Below are 18520 nucleotides of genomic sequence, written 5' to 3' on the forward strand. Positions count from 1 at the left end.
GTTTGCTACGCCAGCTAGCTTGGCATACCGCACAGTTTGCTGAGGTTACGTGCGCCGATCATCAGCGTCGCCACATAGGATTGACGGCGGGTGATGACCTCCACCGCCACGCGATCGTTTTGATACTTTATCAGGTAGGTTGAGGGCCAGCCCTGTCGGTGCAGCCCATAGCTTTTGGCATGACAATCGATCGCCGCATGGGCAATCACTAAATGAGAGAGAGTGGTATCACCTTTGATAATGCGCTTCATAAAACAGTCTCCGTCAGCGACAGGTCCATTGTCAGAATAAGGCGGTGTCTCATCATTACGGGTCATCTACATTATCGACTAACATTTGATTTATTGCGCTTGCTGACTCAATAAAAAACAGATCATTGCGGCACGCAACGGGCTGTGACTGCCAGCTTGCCACTCCCCTTGCTGGGTGATCATACTGGCTTGCCACTGTGGCTGGTCACTTTGTTCGGGGGCATTAAGGCTTATTTTGTTGGCGCAGATAATCGGCCAGGCATCGGAGGGGTTCTTGCAGTAATCTTTCCCTTTCACGCCGCCGTAAGGGTACCATTTGTCCGGATTTTCCCCGGTGATTAACGCAATGCTGCGGTTTACTTCGGCGTCGCTTTCTTCGTACCATCTAATCATTGCTGATATCCATCTTTCGTAGAGTTGGCGCTACATTACGATGCCAATACGACAGATTTATGACAGCTCGCGTGCCGTAAACATTATTTTTACTAACGGATAAATTGATTATGTTGCTGGGTCTTAACCACCTGACGCTCGCGGTAAGTGAGGTAGAACGCAGTTTTCGCTTTTATGTTGAGGTGCTGGGGTTTATCCCTAAAGCCCGCTGGCATCAAGGTGCCTATCTTGTATTGGGTGAACTGTGGTTATGCCTGTCATTGGATGATGCCCGAAAAAATCAGATGTTGGGCGACTATACACATTACGCGTTTAGCGTGGCACCGGAGAACTTTACCATCATTGTGGAGCGTTTGCGCAAAGCAGGCGTACAGGAGTGGAAGAGTAATCACAGTGAGGGCGAATCTTGCTATTTTCTCGATCCCGATCGGCACGCGCTGGAAATTCACTGTGGCGATCTGGCAAGCCGGTTGGCAGCCTGCCGGGAGAAACCCTATCAGGGGATGGTGTTTTACTGAAACGGAATGGTGAGAAGGCGATCCGGTTAAAACTGAAACTGAGATAACCGACGTGTCCTTAACCTTCTCACCAAATGAGGGACGCGATTAACGCTCTGGGATAAACCCTTTATAACTCAGTGCCGGGCTAAGGTCATCATCATAATCGTCAACCGATGCCTTGTCCCCGCGGGCGGTTTGCACCAACGTTTTTAACAGTGCCGTTTGCTGGCGCTGCTGCTCGGCGATTTCCTGCAACAGCTGGATCTGTTCGTTGGCGCGTACGCTGGCGCGATTCACGATGAACCAGACCCACAAGCCAAACGATGCAGCCAACACCACAACGGCGATGGAAATCAGGCCGGACGGGCCAGAAGCTAAATCAAACATGAACAACCCTATCTACTCTACTGCCTCAACCAAGCCGACATAGTAACATTCTCACCAAGGCCAGGGGCAAGTTTGCGAAAAATTGTTATTTCGCCATGTTACCAGGGAACGATACGCGTGATTGAGCAAATGCCCAGTGCAAACTTCTCACCTTGATCGCAATAGCTATCCAGAGCCAGCAGATAGAAAAGCAAGCAGGCAAACAGCGTTGCCGCTATCACCAGCAGTTTTTTACGCCCCAAACCTTAGCAGCCTTATGATTATGTTGTTAACCTAATCATCGATGCTAGCATAGGCAACTTAAACGAAGTTTAACCGGCCGTTTAGATTTCTCAGCCATCTGGAACAAAAAATAACCCGGTTACTCGCGGTTAAATTTCATCTCAATCAGCGCAATCGCTTTTTCAATCGCCCGCTTGGTGATCGGATCGGCGCCGGCCGGGTGGCTGCTAAAATCGATACTCTTGAGCTGGCTGGCCATTTTGTCCCGTACTTCGGTCGGCGCGATCACGTCGATCACATCCAGGATCTGCTTGATAACCAGTTGGCAGGCAACCAGATCGGAAACCAGTTCTTGATCGTTGCTCAGTGCGCTAGACATAATTTTTCCTCTGTTGATTTATACGCGGCAAAGAATACCACGCCGTTTTGCATTTTGCCGCAGGCGTTCCGCCCTGAATTTTCGGCAATAATACGCATGCCTTGCAAAAACCAGCGGCAGAATTGTGGCCTATACTAGGCTGTGCCTCACACTCAACAGGAGAGCAGTCATGGCAAATCATAATGTGAAATCTTGGGCGACAGTGCGTGAAACCTCGGTAGAAATTGCCGAAGCGATCTTTGAGTTGGCCGGTAATGACGAGGTTTTGGCGCAAAAAATTTGGGAGGAAGGCAGCGATGAAGTGTTACCGCTGGCGTTCAGTAAAACCGAAGCCGACCAACTTTACTGGGGTGAAGAAACCATCGAGCGTAAAAACGTCTGAGGCCCCCTCACCCCAACCCTCTCCCACAGGGAGAGGGAGTTGTTTGCCCCTGCCCATTTGGAACTAAAGAGGTCATATCAGCAAACTCGATCACCCTTTAGTCCAGGGTGAGTCAGCCGATGCTCATGATGAATCACTGCACTTTCACCCCACTCGATCGGTCCCCTCTCCCTGTGGGAGAGGGCTAGGGTGAGGGGCATCACTCTGCGATAAAGCGCTCAAGACGATGGCGTAGCTGAGCGTTCTCCCTGCGCAACTGTTCAATCTCATCAAGCAGCGTCAGCGCCACCGCAATGCCGGGCCAATCCAGAGCCAGTTCACGTTGCAGACGCTGAGCGCGATTAAACGCCGCCACCGCCCCATCATCAAACAGCCAATCATCCACCGTCAGATCGCGGGGCTGGATCACTCCCAACCCCACCACCTCGGCCAATTCACTTTCCGTTACGCCAGTATGCAGGCAAAACTCGGTAATGGTGAGGGTTATCTGTAGCTTGGCCATTATGCTTTACTCCATTGCGTACGAGGATCGAAGGCCTGATTCGCCTCGGCCAGTCGTTGCCAGAGTGCGGCGCTGTCTGCATCGGGTTTGGCCGGCATGACAATCTTGATCACCGCATACAAATTGCCGGTCTCTTTTTTGCTGACCAGCCCCTTCCCTTTGACGCGTAACCGCTGCCCGGTCTGGCTCCCCGCGGGGATGGTCAACAGGATATTGTCCGCCAGTGTAGGGACAGAAACCTTGGTTCCTAACGCAGCCTCCCAAGGTGCCAAGGGCAGAACGATTTCCAGATCGTGCCCGATCACCTCAAACAACGGATGAGGTGCCAGCTGAATGATCAGGTACAAATCGCCATTGGCTCCGCCAGCCATACCAGGCACGCCTTGGCCTTTCACGCGGATACGCTCCCCGTCTGCCACGCCCGCCGGGATTTTCACGTTCAGCGTTTTAGCGATCTCTTTCTCTGTCTGACCAAATGCGTTGTACACCGGCACCTTATAGCTCAGGGTGCGGGTTTGCTCAGTGAGGGTTTCCTCCAGGAACAGCGCCACGCCGATCTCAACATCCTGCCCACGGGCCGCACGCGGTTGGCCCTGCTGGCGGCCACGCGCACGCTGGCCAAACACCGAGGAGAAGATGTCGGAGAAATCCTCGGCACCACCATACTCTTCACGTCGGGTCTGGCGGCCGAAATTGGGCTCGTTACGATGCAGCCGCATTTGGTCATATTCGGCCCGGCGTTCGCTGTCTTTCAGCACTTCATAGGCTTCTGCGACTTCTTTAAAGCGCGTTTCGGCATCGGGCTCGGTACTGACATCGGGGTGATATTTGCGTGCCAGGCGGCGGTAGGCGGTTTTGATAGCCTTGATATCATCTGAGGGTTTAACCTCTAGAATGGCGTAGTAATCCTTGATTTCCATAATGCTATGGTCTCTTTACTGTGGCCGGAAAAGTGGATAGCGCGTTGATACGTGAGCAAGTTGAGGAGATAAGACTCATTGTAGCGCCATCAAGCAGTTAGTGCAGTATGCGCATCACTTCACGCGGTGATTTAGCGTTTCGAGCTGATTTATTGCGGAACGTGCGGGAATTGCGGTGCTGACAAAGTGTTGATGACTCGGCCCATATCTGAGCCGGTCAACAGGTAGTGAGTGAATTTCGAGTTAACATTGCAGGTTCCGGTTGCTAGCCAGTTTCACGGTTCTTCACCTCCCACGCCTTGCGTGTTATTGACCATCATAACTGGCATTGCCAGAAAAGCGGCGACGCCCACGATCACAAAAAGAGTAATAATCACTGTCATTAACATGCGATCACCCCATCAACGTGGCGTTGTTACGGCTGACTCTCTGTTTTGGTTAATTACATTGCTGGCCTGGACTACTTGGCATTTGCGGTAGCGGGCAATCTCAGATTAGCTGGTTTTTCCGAATGCTGGCAAGCCCTGTATTGAGGCTTTTTTCTGCAGGATGTTGGGTCGGCCCATCGCTCGGCGGTTGCACGGCTGGACCGACCTCAGTTTATTGCCTCAGAACCAGGGGAATTGGCCCATGACGTTATGATAAAACAGCATACGCCCGACAATCTCCCCCGACACTAATACCACTCCGGCTATCACGGCCATTGACGGGGCCAAACGTGTGCGCAGGCCAAGCACCGCGAACAGCACACCACCCACCAACATGCTGCCAACCAGTTGCCACCAAAGCATGATCCCTTGAGCGCTGGCCCCGGCAATTTGGTAACGCCCCACCAGCGTGGCCAGCAGCATCAGGCAGCCCACCAGCAAACCGTAGCGAACCGTACGCGGAACGGCCAGGCCGCAGCCATTCAAATAGATCCCCAAGGTAGCGAACCCCAGCAGTAACGCGGTACTCAGAAACGCCAATTGGGTCAGTGGCGTATGCCACAGCGGATGGCTGACCATCTGGTAGTAGATTTGTGCCGAGACCAGAATGGCGGCAATCCCCAATACCGAGGTCACCATTCCCAATGTGGTGATCAAGGCCGACTTCTGCGGCCGCAGCCAGCAAACTGCCAACATCAGGAACAGGCTGATATTCACCAGGATAAAGGCGATCACCTCACGGCTTAGCCAGGAGTGCGGCAGGCCCAGCACCGCGCGGTAAGCCCCAAACGGGCTCCCCAGGTGCAGCAGTGACAAGCTGGAGCCAACGACTTCCACCAGCCACAATCCCAGAACCAGATATTTCAGTTGCCCAACGGACATCTGGGAGGTTGGTCGCAACCGATAGAGCGTCAAGGCGATAATACCGCCAATGCCCCATTGGCAGAGCACGGTAAAAAACACCAACGGCAGTTCATATTCGTTCATGGTAGCACCCTATTATTTATCCGCTGGAATAATGACCACGTTCGGGCCGCTGATTCGGTGATCGGGCATGTGATATCTAGCCTCCAGTACCGCCCAATCCGTTGAGTGGATTTTCCTTAACTCCTCGATATCACCAAACTTCAAGACGCCTGCGGGGCAAGACGCCACGCAACGCGGCGGTAACCCTTCGTCCAAACGCTCGGCACACATATTGCATTTGCTGGTTTTACCTTCCTGCGGATCGAAGACTGGGGCGTTGTACGGACAAGCCATAATGCACATGCGGCAGCCGATGCATTTCTCATGATCCTGCACCACAATACCGTCCGGGCGCTTATGGTAAGTATCCGCCGGGCATACCTTCATGCATTGCGGATCGTCACAATGATTGCAGGACATCGAAATAAACCCTTCAGAATTCGGGCCATCGGTTTCATACTCCCGCACCCGCCGCCAAAGCACGCCCGGTGGCGTCTGATTCTCTGACTTACAGGCCATGGAACAGGTTTTACAGCCGTAACAACGTTTAATATCAATCAGAAAGCCATATTGTTTGGTCATGGGTTATCCCTCCGCCCGTACATCAACCAGCGTACTGTTACAGCAATGCCCTGTACCCAACGCCTCTACGGCGTCATTGGTGACGTGGCTGCTACTGCCTCCCTGTTGTTCCCACCAGCCGTTATCCAGGGAAACCACTCCTCGCTTGATATGTGTCGTCACCACGGCTATCGCCCGATGCGCCCCTCGCTCATTAAATACGGTGGTCCAATCGCCATGTTTGATCCGGCGCTGCTGTGCATCCTGCGGATGGATCATCACGTTAGGCTTATTGCGCTGCACCTCAAGGATCCATTCGTTCATGCCGTGGCTGGAATGAATGCTGCGCGCCAGCTTGCGTTGTACCGCCATCAGCGGGTATTTAGCGGCCAATTCCGGCGAGCCTTGCGGCGATTCATTCACCCGCAGATAGGTAACAACCGGCGAAAATTCTTTCTTCTGCCACTCTTCAATAAAGAAGTGGGCTTTACGGGTCGGCGTGCGGAACACCCCATGTTCAAACGGGATCCAGTCGCCGCTCACCGGCAGCACAGGCCCTTTTTTCAACTGTTCCAGGGTAATACCGGAACCTTGCAGGCACGCATTGATGTAATGCTCAATCGGCTGGTTAAACACGTCGCCAAAGCCAAAACGCTCAGCCAGACGCGCAAAGATCCAATAATCCGGCTTGGCTTCACCCGGTGGCTCGACCGCTTGCTCCATCAGTTGCACATAGTGGCTACGCACGCCCGCCATCAGGCTGACATCTTCAAAAATGGTCGTCACCGGCAGCACCAGATCAGCATACAGCGCGGTAGAACTCATCAGGTTATCGGCCACCACCACGAAGGGAACCTTTTCCAACGCCTTCCTGACCACGTTGGTGTTGGGCAGTTGGGTCATGACCCCCATGGTCATAATCCACCAGAATTTAATTGGGTAAGGCCGGTCATTGACCACCCACTCCCCCACCTTGGCAACCGGGATCGGGGTGATTTTCTTCATCGCAGGCGCTGGTGGAATGATCGGGCTGAATTTTGCCATTTGGCGTGCTCCGCCTGCGTCACAGACCCCCGCCCCTCGCTTGCCGATATTGCCAGTTAGCAGGGCCAGGTAGAATTGGCTGGCGGCCACGTAGGTACCAAATTCGGTGCGCTGAGCGCCTGACATATTTTGCACAATCATCGCCGGAGCGGTGGTGGCATAGTCGCGGGCCAAACGCAAAATGGTGTGGGCGGGAATGTCGGTTTCAGCCGCAACCCGGTCAAGCGTCCATGGTGCAGCCTGCTGATAAACGGTTTCGAATACGGTGCGATAGCCGCTGTCGGCTGGCAGTTGGTGCTGGAACAACGCCGGAGTGATCCCCGCCTTGTCATGCCTTACCAGGCTCTGGCTGGTGCAGTCATAAACCAGATAGCTTTCAGTGTCGTTGGCATCGGCACGCACCAATTGATCTTTGGCATCCACCAGATACACCGCGCCGGTATGCTGACGCAGGAAATCCGCGTCAATATGCTGCTCTTCAATAATGATCTTCATCATCCCGAGCGCTAAAGCCGTATCCGTACCTGGAACAATCGGGATCCATTCGTCTGCTTTGGCGGCGGTCTCGTTAAAACGTGGGTCGATAACCACGATGCGAGCGCCCTGCTCTTGCGCACGTAGATAATTTTTAAAATACGCCTGCATGGTCACCGCCGGGTTGTTACCCCAGCAGATAATCAAACGGCTGTCGGCAATGGTGTCGCGGGTATCGGCATAACGTAGCCCCACCATTGGCATCATCGCCGCCGTCACTGCCGAGCAGCAGAGCGAACCCGCCTGTTTCACCGAACCGCCCAGATAGTCGAAGAACGCCTTGCCCATATCGTTCTTTATCGAGTCCATGTTGCCAGCATGAGTGGACAACAGCAGCCCTTCGTTGCCCTGTTCCTTGATGGTGGTACGGATGTTTTTTTCGATTAAATCCAGTGCCTGTTGCCAGGTAATAGGCTCGAATTTACCCTCACCTTTTTTGCCTACCCGCAGCAGAGGCGTCGTGACTCGCTGCTGATGATAAACCCATTTGGTTCGGCTGATGCCCCGCAGGCAACATTTCACATTAAAACCTTCCGTCGCTTCAATCTTCATCAGTTTTTTCTGATAGACGTAAGCGGTCAGGTTGCAGTGCAGGCACTCCATCGCACAGGTTGAGCGGAAAGTTTGATAGTCCGTCAGTTTAAGGTGGATGTGCCGTAGGGGTTCTTTTTGTTCGGATGTTAAGGAGAAAGCGCAAGGCGAGATTGACGCCAGGCCAATAACGCCAAGTCCTTTTAGCAAAGTACGCCGTTTGAGCCGGAGTGAAGAAAGTTCGTTCATAGTTTTTATCTCGGTAATCACACGCCCTGGTGTTCACTATAAATAAACCGAGTTAACCCATAGTATATTGAAGCAGATCAATCCACCTCAAAATAGTTAGTCCTTGCGCGCTGAAAATGCTGCTGCTGCGGAAGCCAGGATCGGGTTAACTGGGGCATTCACCGCCTTAAACTGGTAAAGTGAGCGGATCGAAGTATTAGCAAGTCAAGGTAAGCAGAATGTCGGAAGTTCAAGGCGTAAATTCGGTCGATATTGCCGTGTCGGTATTAGAGAGTGTCACCGCACTGGGGGGAAACGCCCGCGCTTCGGATATCGCCAAACACAGCGGGCTTTCGAAAAGCCGGCTGCATAAATATCTGGTTTCACTGTGCCGTAGCCAGATGCTGTATCAAGAGCAGGAGACCAGCCGCTACTCGCTTGGCAGCAAGCTGTTGGCGCTCGCGGCGGCGGCAGGCAAACAGCAGACGTTGGCGACAATCATCAATAATGCGCTGTGTGAGCTGCGTGATGAGTTGAACTACTCCACCGGCTGGGCGGTGCGACAAGGAAGTAGCATCTTGCTGACGCGCTATAATCGCAGCCATAAAAATATCGATATCGACTACCTCGAAAACACCCTCATCCCTATGAATGCCAGTGCGGCGGGTTATGCCTATCAGGCGTTTGATGGCTCTATTACCCCCCTGCTTGAGGCTAAAGAGCTCGAAAAGATCCGTCTGCAGGGCTATGCGGTACGTTACAATGTTACCGAAGGCATCCCAGGGGCACGCGCGATTGCCTGCCCGATTTTCAGCCAGGATAACGTCCTGTTGGGGATGGCGATCACCATGGGGTTTATTCCAGACGACCCGGAAGAGATTGTTCGTCTGGCTGACCGCCTGATGGCAAAGGTCAAAACGATCCCGCTTTAACCGGCACGAAGGTGACAACCCGGAGCCTGTAAGGTACGCTAAGTGAGCCTGCCGTAAGCTCTGCGCTGCGGTTAAACGACAAAATCAATTGGGTAAAGTTATTGATACAAGAACATCATCTCGCACTAGTCTGCGCACTCAGTAAATGGGTCGAAACCCACCTGGGACGAGTGATCCACCTTGAAGAGTTGGCCGAGTATTCCGGCTATTCACTGTGGCATATGCAGAAGCTGTTCAAAGAAGCGACGGGGATCTCGCTGGGCAAATACATCCGCGAGCGCCGCCTTGCCGGAGCGGTGTACCAGTTGCGTAGCAGCGAGGCTTCCATTTTTGATATCGCCTTGGATTTTGGTTTCGGTTCCCAATCTCACTTCACCTACATGTTCAGAAAGCGTTTCAACATTACGCCCTATGACTTCCGCCAGGATTTGAGTGTCGATCTGCACATCGAGCCTCCGCTGCATATTATTCACCAGAAGATGGCGTGAGACGGCAGCGGGTTGCTTAAGTTATTACAAAAGAAACGGCCCCAGAAAGGAGCCGTTGGCTGAGTATGTCAGCTATGTCAGGATTGTTGATTAGTCATCCAGCGTTACTTTAGTGCTACCGCCACGAGTACAGCAATGCAAACCCAAAACACCGCCGTGGCGATCACAACATGGGATAATCTTGCACGGGAGAGTAATTGACTCATAAACACCTCGCTTACATCGGCAATAGAACTGACAGAGATTTCCGTACAGATTAGTCTTAGCTTAGCAGGGCCTGACTAGTTACGACAGCGTGCTCATTCGGGGTAAATAACAATATTTGATTAACATCACAAACACATTTAAGAAATACATTCACTTTAATAATTTATTGCGACTTAAATATAATTAAAGTGAATTTATTTAGATAAGTTAACCAATAAAGTCCGCAGACCATGCTGCCTGACTCTCATAAGGAAAGGCCATCAAAAAGTGTGTCGTCTCCCTGCTACACCTGAGCTGTAGCGGCTTTGCCGTGGCAGAAAAAATGCCATCCAACTATCCGTTGTCTATTTAACGGCCCACAACCGACGAATGATTCGCCATAACCTTTATTAGTGGTTTAATCGCAGCTAGTACGTTAAGTCCCAAATAAACCAAGGCATATGGCAAAAATATTTCATTGTCGAATCAAGGATTGCGATAAACGCAACTCCGACTTCAGCCGCCTTTGATGTAACAACTTTTGGCATCGACCTCTTGATCGTTATGCCGCAGATCGGATAAATACGTGATGCCAAACAAGATCGACACGACAAGCAACACTGAGATCAATAAGGCAATGACCGCAATAAGCTTGGTTTCATCATGCGGATTATGTTCCATTTTATCTCCTAAAAACAGTAAGTAACTCCCACCCACTGTGTGATCGTCAACGTAAGAATGATCAATATGCAGCAACCGCCGTCAACGTTGTGCTGACCCGTTGCGCATTGTCCATGGTTTTCCTGGTGTTTTTTTGTCTAATGGGGCGTTCACACCCTCTACTCTCTTATCACCTAGCATAACGCCTTGATGCAAAAAAGGGATAACCCTAGGCTCAAGCAACAACCCAATTTACGCCAGAGATAGCTAAGATTTTTCTTGCATGCAGACGCTACCAATTTTCTGCAACAGGGTCAAGATTCTGGAGGTTAGTCACCTGCTTGTGGACTGGAAACATTCTTTGGGTTTATCGAATTACGGGTGGGGAACTTATAGGGGTTAACATATGTATGAACATACGCATTGGTGAGGGATTGCTGCACAGCGCCCCAGATGGGGCGCCGGATTACGCCGTTCTAAGCTCGAGCGTCAATTACCCTGGCTTTCAGCATCATTGCGGGATGCGCAATACCTGGCCCGGATAGATTTTATCTGGATGGCTTAGCATTGGTTTGTTGGCTTCAAAGATCTTGTTGTACAGGTTGGCATTGCCATACATCTCTTTGGCAACGGCACTCAGGGTATCGCCCTTCTTGACGGTGTAAAAGCGGCTTTCCGCTTCTGGTTGCGCCACTGCCACATTATCTTCCACGCCGCTGATACCTGCCACGTTACCCACGGCTACCAGAATTTTTTCTTTCAGTTCCTGGCTGATACCGTCCCCGGTGACCACAGCCTTGCCATCAACGACCTGAACATCCACCTTGTCCGTATCTGGCAGGCCGCTGTTATCAAGGTGCGCTTTCAGCTTGGCGCTTTGATCTTCAGCGTTACCACTCACCGTATCCCACAGTTTTGCGCCAGCTTCTTTGACGAAGTTAAACAATCCCATATTCGCTCCCGTTAATGATTGGATAGTTAGGAAATTTTAAAACTTGTTAAGCTTAGCAGTACCGAGCGGAACTTCAATCCTCTAAGGGATGATTAAACGCTGCCATAATTCTGAAAATACCGTTTTTGTCTGGTCAATTATTATTTTTTTGTATTAATTAGCTAAATTCAGCCAAATTTTACCTACAATAGGGATTGGAACCTTAATGGGGGGACGCAATAGGTTATGTACGCATTGGTGATGTTCGTTTGCTATCTGGATGGTGGCTGTGCCGACATCGTTGTCGACGTGCTGCGTGATGAGCATCAATGCCTGGTAGCGATGAAAGAACAACGGTTACGTCATGCTGGGTGTTTTCCGATCGAGGACTTTATCGACGGCTTCTGGCTGCCTGCCAGCGAGTACGCTCCTTTCTGATCCCACACGCCAAACTGAAAAAGGCAGAGCTTGCGCCCTGCCTTTTGAACCACGTTCCGACACAGGAATGAGGTTTGAATACGACTTAGAAACGGTAGGTCAAGCTGGCTGCCACGATGTTGTCAGTGTTCAGTTTCAGCTTGTTATCGTCATTCAACTGGTTGATTTTGTAATCAACGTAGGTGTACATGTTTTTGTTGAAGTAGTAAGTCGCGCCGATATCGATATATTTCACCAGATCGACATCGCCGATGTTCTCAATGTCTTTACCCTTGGATTGCAGGTAAGCCAGTGATGGACGCAGGCCATTTTCGAACTGGTATTGCGCGACCACTTCAAAGTTTTGCGTCTTGTTGGCAAAGCCAGCAACGCTGTTAACCGTGATCGGGGTCATGTTGCGGGTTTCAGCATACATGGCCGCCAGATACACCTGGTTGGCGTCATACTTCAGCGCGGTGGTCCAGGCCGTCGCGCTGTCGCCTTTACCGTATTGAACGGCCTTCTGATCTTTCGTACGGTTAGAATCAGAGAAAGCTACCGCAGCGCCAATGCCGCTACCGCCGATGTCCTGATAGTCCACAGACATACCATAGCCGTCACCGTTCTGCTTGTGGATGTTGCTGCGGTCATTCTCGTTCTTACCTTGGTACTGCAAGGCGATATTCAGACCATCGACCAGACCGAAGAAGCTGCGGTTACGGTAGGTAGCCAGACCGGTAGAACGGCCATTCATGAAGTTATCGGTGAAGGTATAGGTATCGCCGCCAAACTCCGGCAGCATATCGGTATAGGATTCGACATCGTAAACCACACCGTAGTTACGGCCATAGTCAAAGGAACCGTACTCGGCGAATTTCAGACCAGCGAAGCCCAGACGAGTTTTGGTGCCTTCGGTACCCGCTGACTCGGCGTGGTTAGCCTGGACGTTGTATTCCCATTGGCCATAACCGGTCAAATCGCTGTTAATCTGCGTTTCGCCTTTAAAACCAAAACGCACATAGGTCGCGTCGCCATCGGCAGATTTGTTATCGCTGAACAAGTGCTTGGCGTTAACACGGCCGTACAGGTCGAGTTTATTGCCATCTTTGTTGTAGATTTCGGCCGCATTGGCCATTGAGGCGGCGGTGGCAAGAACAACCGCCAGGGCTACTACACTGCGTTTCATCATTTATTTTCCTAGATTTTATTAAAAGCTGCCCGTCACGCCCAATTTATGCTTTGGGCTGTGATTTTTATCATTTTGTTTTTTATCTACGCCCCTTAATAAAGCGCCATGTGACATTAGCATCATGAATAAAAACTTAAAATAAAAAAGTTCATGAAATAGCGCGCATAAAGCATGTTTATTTGTAACTAAATATTACATCAAAACACTATTCTAATATAATGATTTAAATAGATATTTAATGCATAAGCCATAACGATCACGTTTAAAAGCACCAAAACAGTGCAACCACGTTTCATTTTGTGTGATTTACCTACGATTTTGAATAACCACAAAATTAGCATGCTAATCAATAGCGTTACTTATTTCACACTTTTTACTTATATCAATCTGATTACCAGGAATGGTGCAAATAATTGTATCTTTACTCTGTTTTTTACTTATTGGGGTAAATCATCGAAAGTAAGGGCACGTAACAGGCAAAATACCCTATCAACTGATTAAATAAATTACGCTATTAATGTTTGAAAGGAAAAACGGCGCCACAGGTCACCGACCTGTGGCGTAATGAACGGATGAGATTAAAACAGGGTGCTGCGCGGTACTTCTATCAACATCATGCCTGCACGTAACCCCAATGCCACCTTGGGATTGGGAAACAGGACCCACTCCTTTTCATGCTGCACCCGATAACTATCCCCCGGTTGCTCATACAATAAAGTGCCCTGCGGCAGAGCGGTAAAATTGGCAGTCTCATCGCTCAAATGAAGTTTGAAAGATTCACTGCGTTTAATCAGCGACCGATCGACACGGAACACCCTAATCGGAGCCCCCCCCCGCAAAGGGAGAGATTGCCCGCAAACCAACGCCTGCAGTGCTTCATTGATAGCGGAAAACTGCTGCAGATCGTTGCTGCCAAAGGGACGCGCCTTGCCCAATTCGAGGGTACAGCTGGCCGCCTGCGCATGCTCGCTGGAAAAGTGGCTGAACGTGCCACCAGGCGCCTGGTGTATCACCAGTGCATCCAACTCGGCGGCGTCTAGTAACGCCAACATCTCGGGGCTGTAACTCTGTGGTTGATAGGGCAGGATACCAAAACGTGGCAACAGCGATCCGCGGATCGCCGTATGCAGATCGTAATGAAAACGAGTAGCCTGCTCTCCGGCAAAGAAGCTGGTGACTACTTGCTCTAACTGCTGCGCCCGCGCCGTTTCGCCAGAGGGCTCAAACTGCTGATAGCGCCCACCAAACATGCGATTCATATCGCTTGCCAGATAACGTTGATTGGTTCGCATCGCTGGTGGATTGCCCAACACCACCAGCAAGCGCACCGCCAATGGCCGCACACCTGAGAAGATTTCGTTCACTAACCGGTCGAGCAGTTCGATCGGGGCCGTTTCATTGCCGTGAATACCGGCTGAAAGCACCACGGCTTGCCGATAGCCTTGCAGTGGAGTGAGCTCCAATAGCCCTTCCCCCAACCACTTCCAGCGCAGTGCAGCGTTTTCACCCTGGGTGGTAGCTGGTGGAGTTCCTGCCAACGTCAGAGCCAATAAATTGTTCACTATTGCCTCCGGTTACTGTTGGAACGGGTAAACATTACCCAGCCCAAGGATAGAAGTCAGAGCATCCAGTGCCGCACGCCCTTCATGCAGCAGTTGCGGGTCTGCCAGATCCTCCTGTACCAAGCGATCGCGGTAATAGCGGTCTACCCAGTCGTTCAGGGTGGCGAAAAGCGTATCGTTCATCATCACCCGTGGGTTCACCGCCCCCAACTCGGCATCGTTCAGCGCCACGCGTAAACGCAGGCAAGCCGGGCCGCCGCCGTTGCGCATACTTTCGCGCAGGTCGAACACTTTGATCTCGTCGATTGGCCCACCGCTGGCCACCATCTCCGACAGATAATGCCAAACGCCCGGATGCTGGCGGGACTCTTCCGGCACTACGATCATCATCTTGCCATCGGCTTTGGTCAGGATCTGGCTGTTAAACAGGTAGGTCGCCACCGCATCCCCCACGCTGACACGGGAGGTTGGCACTTCTATCGCCACCAACTCCGTCTCCAGCAAGGCCATCTTACGGCGGATTTGATCCAGCCCCTGCTGCTGATGCAGGAACGCCTGCTGATGATGGAACAGCACCTGCTGATTGCTGACGGCGATCACGTCGTTATGAAAAACGCCCTGGTCGATCACCGCCGGATTCTGTTGCAGAAATACCGTTTGTTGCTCGTGCAACTGATGCAGGCGGGCGATCGCCTCGCTGGCCTCGCGCGTCTGGCGAGCTGGGTAACGCGTGGGGGCACTTTCCCCGCCAAACTCCTGCTTGCCATACACAAAGACCTGCACCCCGCGTTTGGCATAGTCGCCCCCAAGGCGGTTATGGTTGGCAGCGCCCTCATCTCCAAACAGTGCCACCTGCGGTAAGGCATCGTGGTGAGCAAAGTATTGCTCATCATTGAAGATGGCACGCAGCACGCTGGAGGTGGTTTCGGCCTCAATCGCACGATGGAATTTGTTATTCAGATTGGCGGCGGTGAAATGCACTTTCCCATCCTGACTGTCTGGCGAAGGCGAAACCGTCGCGGCATTGGCCGTCCACATGGATGAGGCCGAACTAAGCGCCGAGAGCAGGCGCGGTGAGGTTCGCATCGCCTGGGCCAGCACGCTCTCGTCACTACCGCTGAAGCCCAATTTGCGCAGCGTGGGGAGATGAGGCCGTTCCTGCGGTGGCAACACGCCCTGCTGGAAGCCCATATCCGCCAGCGCTTTCATTTTCAGCAGCCCCTGCTTTGCCGCCAGCTTGGGGTTCGACACGCTGTTGCGGTGCTGCGTCGATGCCTCATTGCCAAACGACAGCCCGGCATAGTGGTGTGTCAAGCCAACCAACCCATCGAAATTGACTTCATATCCGGACATTTTGCTCTCCTGTAAACTGCCGAACGATCAGTTAAATATCAGGCCCGGTGACAGGCTGGTGGGTAGCGTCAGGCTGGCACTTTCCAGCGACGCCATCGGCCAGGCGCAGTAATCTGCGGCATAGAACGCACTTGGCCGATGGTTGCCGGAAGCCCCCACACCACCGAAAGGTGCTGCGCTAGAAGCCCCTGTCAGCGGCTTGTTCCAGTTGACAATACCGGCTCGCGCCTCCAGCAGCAGCCGTTCGAACTGCTCCCGCTGCGGGGACACCAGCCCGACAGACAGGCCATAGCGCGTGTTATTAGCCATGCGCAACGCCTGGTCGAAATGGTCGTAACGAATGATCGTAGTCAGCGGGCCAAAATATTCTTCGTCTGGCACGTCCGCCACGCCGGTCACATCGATAATCCCAGGGCTTAATAACGCACTACCGCTCTCCAGCGATTTCATGGTCAACAAGGCTTTGCCACCCAATGCCAACAGATGGTGCTGAGCTGCCAGCATGTTCTCTGCCGCAGAGGAGGAAATCACCCCGCCCATAAACGGCTGAGGTTCAGCATCCCAACGGCCAATGCGCAGTGTAGATGCCACCTGAACCAGGCGTGTAATAAAGGCATCACCCTGCGGCCCATTTTTCACCAAGATGCGGCGAGCACAGGTACAGCGCTGCCCGGCAGAAATAAACGCCGATTGAATGGCCAGATTCACCGCCGCGTCACAATCTTCAACCTGTTCGACGATTAGCGCGTTGTTGCCACCCATCTCCAACGCCAGGATCTTTTCTGGCTGACCGGCCAACTGGCGATGCAGGTGATAACCGGTGCCTGCGCTGCCGGTAAACAGCAGCCCATCAATATCAGCACAGCTTGCCAAGGCCTCACCGGTTTCACGCCCCCCCTGTACCAGATTGATCACCCCGTCCGGAAGCCCCGCCTGCAGCCATAGCTGTAACGTCACCTCCGCCGTTAACGGCGTCAATTCGCTAGGTTTGAACACCACGCAGTTGCCCGCCAACAGCGCCGGAACGATATGCCCATTCGGTAAGTGACCAGGGAAGTTATACGGGCCAAACACCGCCAATACGCCGTGCGGCCGATGGCGTAACACCGAGGCTCCGTCGGCCATCGCGGTTTCCGTCACCCCAGTTCGTGCCTGATAGGCCTGTAATGAAATGCCCACCTTGCCAATCATCGCCTGGACTTCGGTCAAGGTTTCCCAGCGGGGTTTGCTGGTTTCACGGCTGATGGTCTCGGCCAGATGCTGTTTATGCTCTTCCAGTAACGCCGCGAAGCGTTTTACCAACTGTTCGCGCTGCGCAAATGGCGTGCGAGCCCAGGCAGGAAAAGCCTCGCGTGCAGCTGCGCAGGCCGCAGCCACGTCGTCAATATTGGCCGCATTGGCTTGCCATAGCGGTAGGTTATCCAACGGATCGGTTTTGCTGAACTCAGCGCCTCGGCCAGCCAGCCAGACGCCATTAATTAACAATGCAGGATGCGACATTACACTTTCTCCTGAGCGATAAGCTTGATGACCCGTACCGGGCTCCCCTGCTCGACGCCCAGCGCCGCTGCCGTTTCGGCGTTGATACGCAGGCGATCATCATGCAGTTGGGCATGCACCAACAGGGCGCGATAATTCTGATAGTTGTCGTTGGCCACCAGGTAGGCTGAGGCTTCGTTGAATACCTGTGCCTCATCCAGCACCACCTTCACCAGTTTGCTGCGCTTGACCGCGCGGATCTCGTCGATCTCGGCTTCCAGCGTCGGGCCCCCGTCAAAGATATCGACGTAGCCCTGATAGCGCAGCCCTTCGGCTTCCAGCAGCTTGCGCGCTGGTGCGGTTTGCGGGTGAACCTCGCCGATCACCTTCTGCGCATCTTCGGCCAGAAAGTCGACATACAGCGGGTGTTTTGGCATCAGTTCGGCGATAAACGCCTTTTGCCCGGTGCCGCTGAGGTAGTCCGCCTTGGCGAACTCGATAGAAAAGAAGTGGCGGCCAACGCTTTCCCAGAAGGGGGAACGGCCATTTTCATCGGAATAACCGCGCATCTCCGCTATCACTTTGCGGGAGAATTGATTGCGAAATGCGGCCATAAACAGGAAGCGAACCTTTGACAGCAGCTTGCCATTCTCACCATGCCGATAGTCCGGATCGAGAAACAGCGTACAGAGTTCCGAATGACCGGTATGATCGTTGCTTAAAAACAGCGTTGGCACCGATTTATAGACATTAAGCTGCTTTGAGGCATGCACCTGGGTACCGACGCGGAAGCTGTACCAGGGTTCGGTCAGCCCAACCGCGACTTCGATCGCACTGACGCCAACGACCTGTTGCCGTTCGGTATCCTCCATCACAAACAGATAGCAGCGATCGCTTTGGGGAAGTTCGCCTTGCCAGGTTTTTAACGCCCGCTCAATACGTGCCGACAGCGTCTCTTCATTCTGCGGCAAAGAGGTGAGGCCAATACCGGATTTACCGGCGAGCGTCAGCAGGTCAGCCAGGTCACGACGCTCTATGGGGCGGATAATCATCATAATGCGAACCTCGGAAGTCATCGGCTGCGCACCGGGCGCA

General features: G+C 52.6%; 22 protein-coding genes. 5 read left to right on the forward strand and 17 right to left on the reverse strand.

The window, feature by feature from the left end; translation table 11 throughout:
- Window positions 1-14: 14 nt before the first annotated feature.
- Window positions 15-251: a DUF4060 family protein gene (locus tag KGP16_RS15575; protein WP_021181027.1), complete on the reverse strand. Its 237-nt coding sequence runs from the start codon at window positions 249-251 to the stop codon at window positions 15-17.
- Window positions 252-341: 90 nt separating this feature from the next.
- The gene (locus KGP16_RS15580; RefSeq protein WP_024486479.1) at window positions 342-644 is read right to left on the reverse strand and encodes a phage protein NinX family protein; all 303 of its coding nucleotides are present in this window, start codon (window positions 642-644) and stop codon (window positions 342-344) included.
- Window positions 645-754: 110 nt separating this feature from the next.
- Here KGP16_RS15580 and fos point away from each other — a divergent pair, with 110 nt between their 5' ends.
- Entirely contained in the window at window positions 755-1162 is a 408-nt protein-coding gene (gene fos / locus KGP16_RS15585) for a fosfomycin resistance glutathione transferase (RefSeq protein WP_209554856.1), read from the forward strand.
- Between the two features lie 87 nt (window positions 1163-1249).
- Here the strand turns inward: fos and KGP16_RS15590 are convergent, their stop codons facing one another.
- From KGP16_RS15590 to KGP16_RS15600, 3 genes are all read right to left on the reverse strand, one after another.
- Complete coding sequence (locus KGP16_RS15590; protein ID WP_059201072.1) at window positions 1250-1531, reverse strand: YebO family protein; 282 nt, start codon at window positions 1529-1531, stop codon at window positions 1250-1252.
- A gap of 98 nt (window positions 1532-1629) precedes the next feature.
- Window positions 1630-1773 carry a PhoP/PhoQ regulator MgrB gene (locus KGP16_RS15595; protein ID WP_021181024.1) on the reverse strand — a complete coding sequence of 48 codons (144 nt, stop codon included), beginning with the start codon at window positions 1771-1773 and terminating at the stop codon, window positions 1630-1632.
- Between the two features lie 119 nt (window positions 1774-1892).
- Entirely contained in the window at window positions 1893-2132 is a 240-nt protein-coding gene (locus KGP16_RS15600; protein WP_021181023.1) for a DUF2766 family protein, read from the reverse strand.
- Between the two features lie 169 nt (window positions 2133-2301).
- On the opposite strand from KGP16_RS15600, the gene KGP16_RS15605 reads away from it, so the two are divergent.
- On the forward strand, window positions 2302-2514 hold the full coding sequence (locus KGP16_RS15605) for a YccJ family protein (protein WP_021181021.1): 213 nt from the start codon (window positions 2302-2304) through the stop codon (window positions 2512-2514).
- A gap of 199 nt (window positions 2515-2713) precedes the next feature.
- Here KGP16_RS15605 and cbpM read toward each other — a convergent pair whose 3' ends face one another.
- The 5 genes from cbpM to KGP16_RS15630 all read right to left on the reverse strand — a co-directional run bounded on the left by cbpM (window position 2714) and on the right by KGP16_RS15630 (window position 8249).
- The gene (gene cbpM, locus KGP16_RS15610) at window positions 2714-3016 is read right to left on the reverse strand and encodes a chaperone modulator CbpM (RefSeq protein ID WP_021181020.1); all 303 of its coding nucleotides are present in this window, start codon (window positions 3014-3016) and stop codon (window positions 2714-2716) included.
- Window positions 3016-3936 (reverse strand): curved DNA-binding protein, encoded by a 921-nt coding sequence (gene cbpA / locus KGP16_RS15615; protein WP_059201073.1) that lies wholly within the window; start codon window positions 3934-3936, stop codon window positions 3016-3018. Before cbpA ends, cbpM begins: the two co-directional genes overlap by 1 nt.
- A gap of 608 nt (window positions 3937-4544) precedes the next feature.
- Window positions 4545-5351: a DmsC/YnfH family molybdoenzyme membrane anchor subunit gene (locus tag KGP16_RS15620; RefSeq protein WP_223497974.1), complete on the reverse strand. Its 807-nt coding sequence runs from the start codon at window positions 5349-5351 to the stop codon at window positions 4545-4547.
- Between the two features lie 12 nt (window positions 5352-5363).
- Window positions 5364-5912 carry a 4Fe-4S dicluster domain-containing protein gene (locus KGP16_RS15625; RefSeq protein ID WP_024486412.1) on the reverse strand — a complete coding sequence of 183 codons (549 nt, stop codon included), beginning with the start codon at window positions 5910-5912 and terminating at the stop codon, window positions 5364-5366.
- A gap of 3 nt (window positions 5913-5915) precedes the next feature.
- On the reverse strand, window positions 5916-8249 hold the full coding sequence (locus KGP16_RS15630) for a molybdopterin-dependent oxidoreductase (protein ID WP_223499948.1): 2334 nt from the start codon (window positions 8247-8249) through the stop codon (window positions 5916-5918).
- A 218-nt stretch (window positions 8250-8467) separates the two neighbouring features.
- On the opposite strand from KGP16_RS15630, the gene KGP16_RS15635 reads away from it, so the two are divergent.
- Both KGP16_RS15635 and KGP16_RS15640 read left to right on the forward strand, forming a co-directional pair.
- Complete coding sequence (locus KGP16_RS15635) at window positions 8468-9160, forward strand: IclR family transcriptional regulator (RefSeq protein ID WP_021805653.1); 693 nt, start codon at window positions 8468-8470, stop codon at window positions 9158-9160.
- A 101-nt stretch (window positions 9161-9261) separates the two neighbouring features.
- Complete coding sequence (locus KGP16_RS15640) at window positions 9262-9648, forward strand: helix-turn-helix domain-containing protein (protein ID WP_024486415.1); 387 nt, start codon at window positions 9262-9264, stop codon at window positions 9646-9648.
- Window positions 9649-10350: 702 nt separating this feature from the next.
- Here the strand turns inward: KGP16_RS15640 and KGP16_RS15645 are convergent.
- On the reverse strand, window positions 10351-10515 hold the full coding sequence (locus KGP16_RS15645; protein WP_021805654.1) for a hypothetical protein: 165 nt from the start codon (window positions 10513-10515) through the stop codon (window positions 10351-10353).
- 490 nt (window positions 10516-11005) lie between these two features.
- Window positions 11006-11446 carry a peptidoglycan-binding protein LysM gene (gene lysM, locus KGP16_RS15650; protein ID WP_024486819.1) on the reverse strand — a complete coding sequence of 147 codons (441 nt, stop codon included), beginning with the start codon at window positions 11444-11446 and terminating at the stop codon, window positions 11006-11008.
- Window positions 11447-11671: 225 nt separating this feature from the next.
- Here lysM and KGP16_RS15655 point away from each other — a divergent pair, with 225 nt between their 5' ends.
- Window positions 11672-11863: a YebW family protein gene (locus KGP16_RS15655; RefSeq protein ID WP_021181014.1), complete on the forward strand. Its 192-nt coding sequence runs from the start codon at window positions 11672-11674 to the stop codon at window positions 11861-11863.
- A gap of 85 nt (window positions 11864-11948) precedes the next feature.
- On the opposite strand, the gene ompC is transcribed toward KGP16_RS15655, so the two are convergent.
- From ompC to astA, 5 genes are all read right to left on the reverse strand, one after another.
- Window positions 11949-13031, reverse strand: coding sequence for a porin OmpC (gene ompC / locus KGP16_RS15660; RefSeq protein ID WP_021805655.1), 1083 nt, complete (start codon window positions 13029-13031; stop codon window positions 11949-11951).
- 578 nt (window positions 13032-13609) lie between these two features.
- Window positions 13610-14593: a succinylglutamate desuccinylase gene (astE, locus tag KGP16_RS15665; protein WP_223499949.1), complete on the reverse strand. Its 984-nt coding sequence runs from the start codon at window positions 14591-14593 to the stop codon at window positions 13610-13612.
- Window positions 14594-14605: 12 nt separating this feature from the next.
- Window positions 14606-15946, reverse strand: a complete 1341-nt coding sequence (gene astB / locus KGP16_RS15670) for an N-succinylarginine dihydrolase (protein WP_037375384.1) — start codon at window positions 15944-15946, stop codon at window positions 14606-14608.
- Between the two features lie 27 nt (window positions 15947-15973).
- Window positions 15974-17446 carry a succinylglutamate-semialdehyde dehydrogenase gene (astD, locus tag KGP16_RS15675; protein WP_179246469.1) on the reverse strand — a complete coding sequence of 491 codons (1473 nt, stop codon included), beginning with the start codon at window positions 17444-17446 and terminating at the stop codon, window positions 15974-15976.
- Window positions 17446-18480 carry an arginine N-succinyltransferase gene (gene astA / locus KGP16_RS15680; RefSeq protein WP_209554861.1) on the reverse strand — a complete coding sequence of 345 codons (1035 nt, stop codon included), beginning with the start codon at window positions 18478-18480 and terminating at the stop codon, window positions 17446-17448. Before astA ends, astD begins: the two co-directional genes overlap by 1 nt.
- Window positions 18481-18520: the final 40 nt, after the last annotated feature.

Origin of the sequence: Serratia sp. JSRIV006 (assembly GCF_019968685.1) — a bacterium.
GTDB classification, from domain to species: Bacteria; Pseudomonadota; Gammaproteobacteria; order Enterobacterales; family Enterobacteriaceae; genus Chania; species Chania fonticola_B.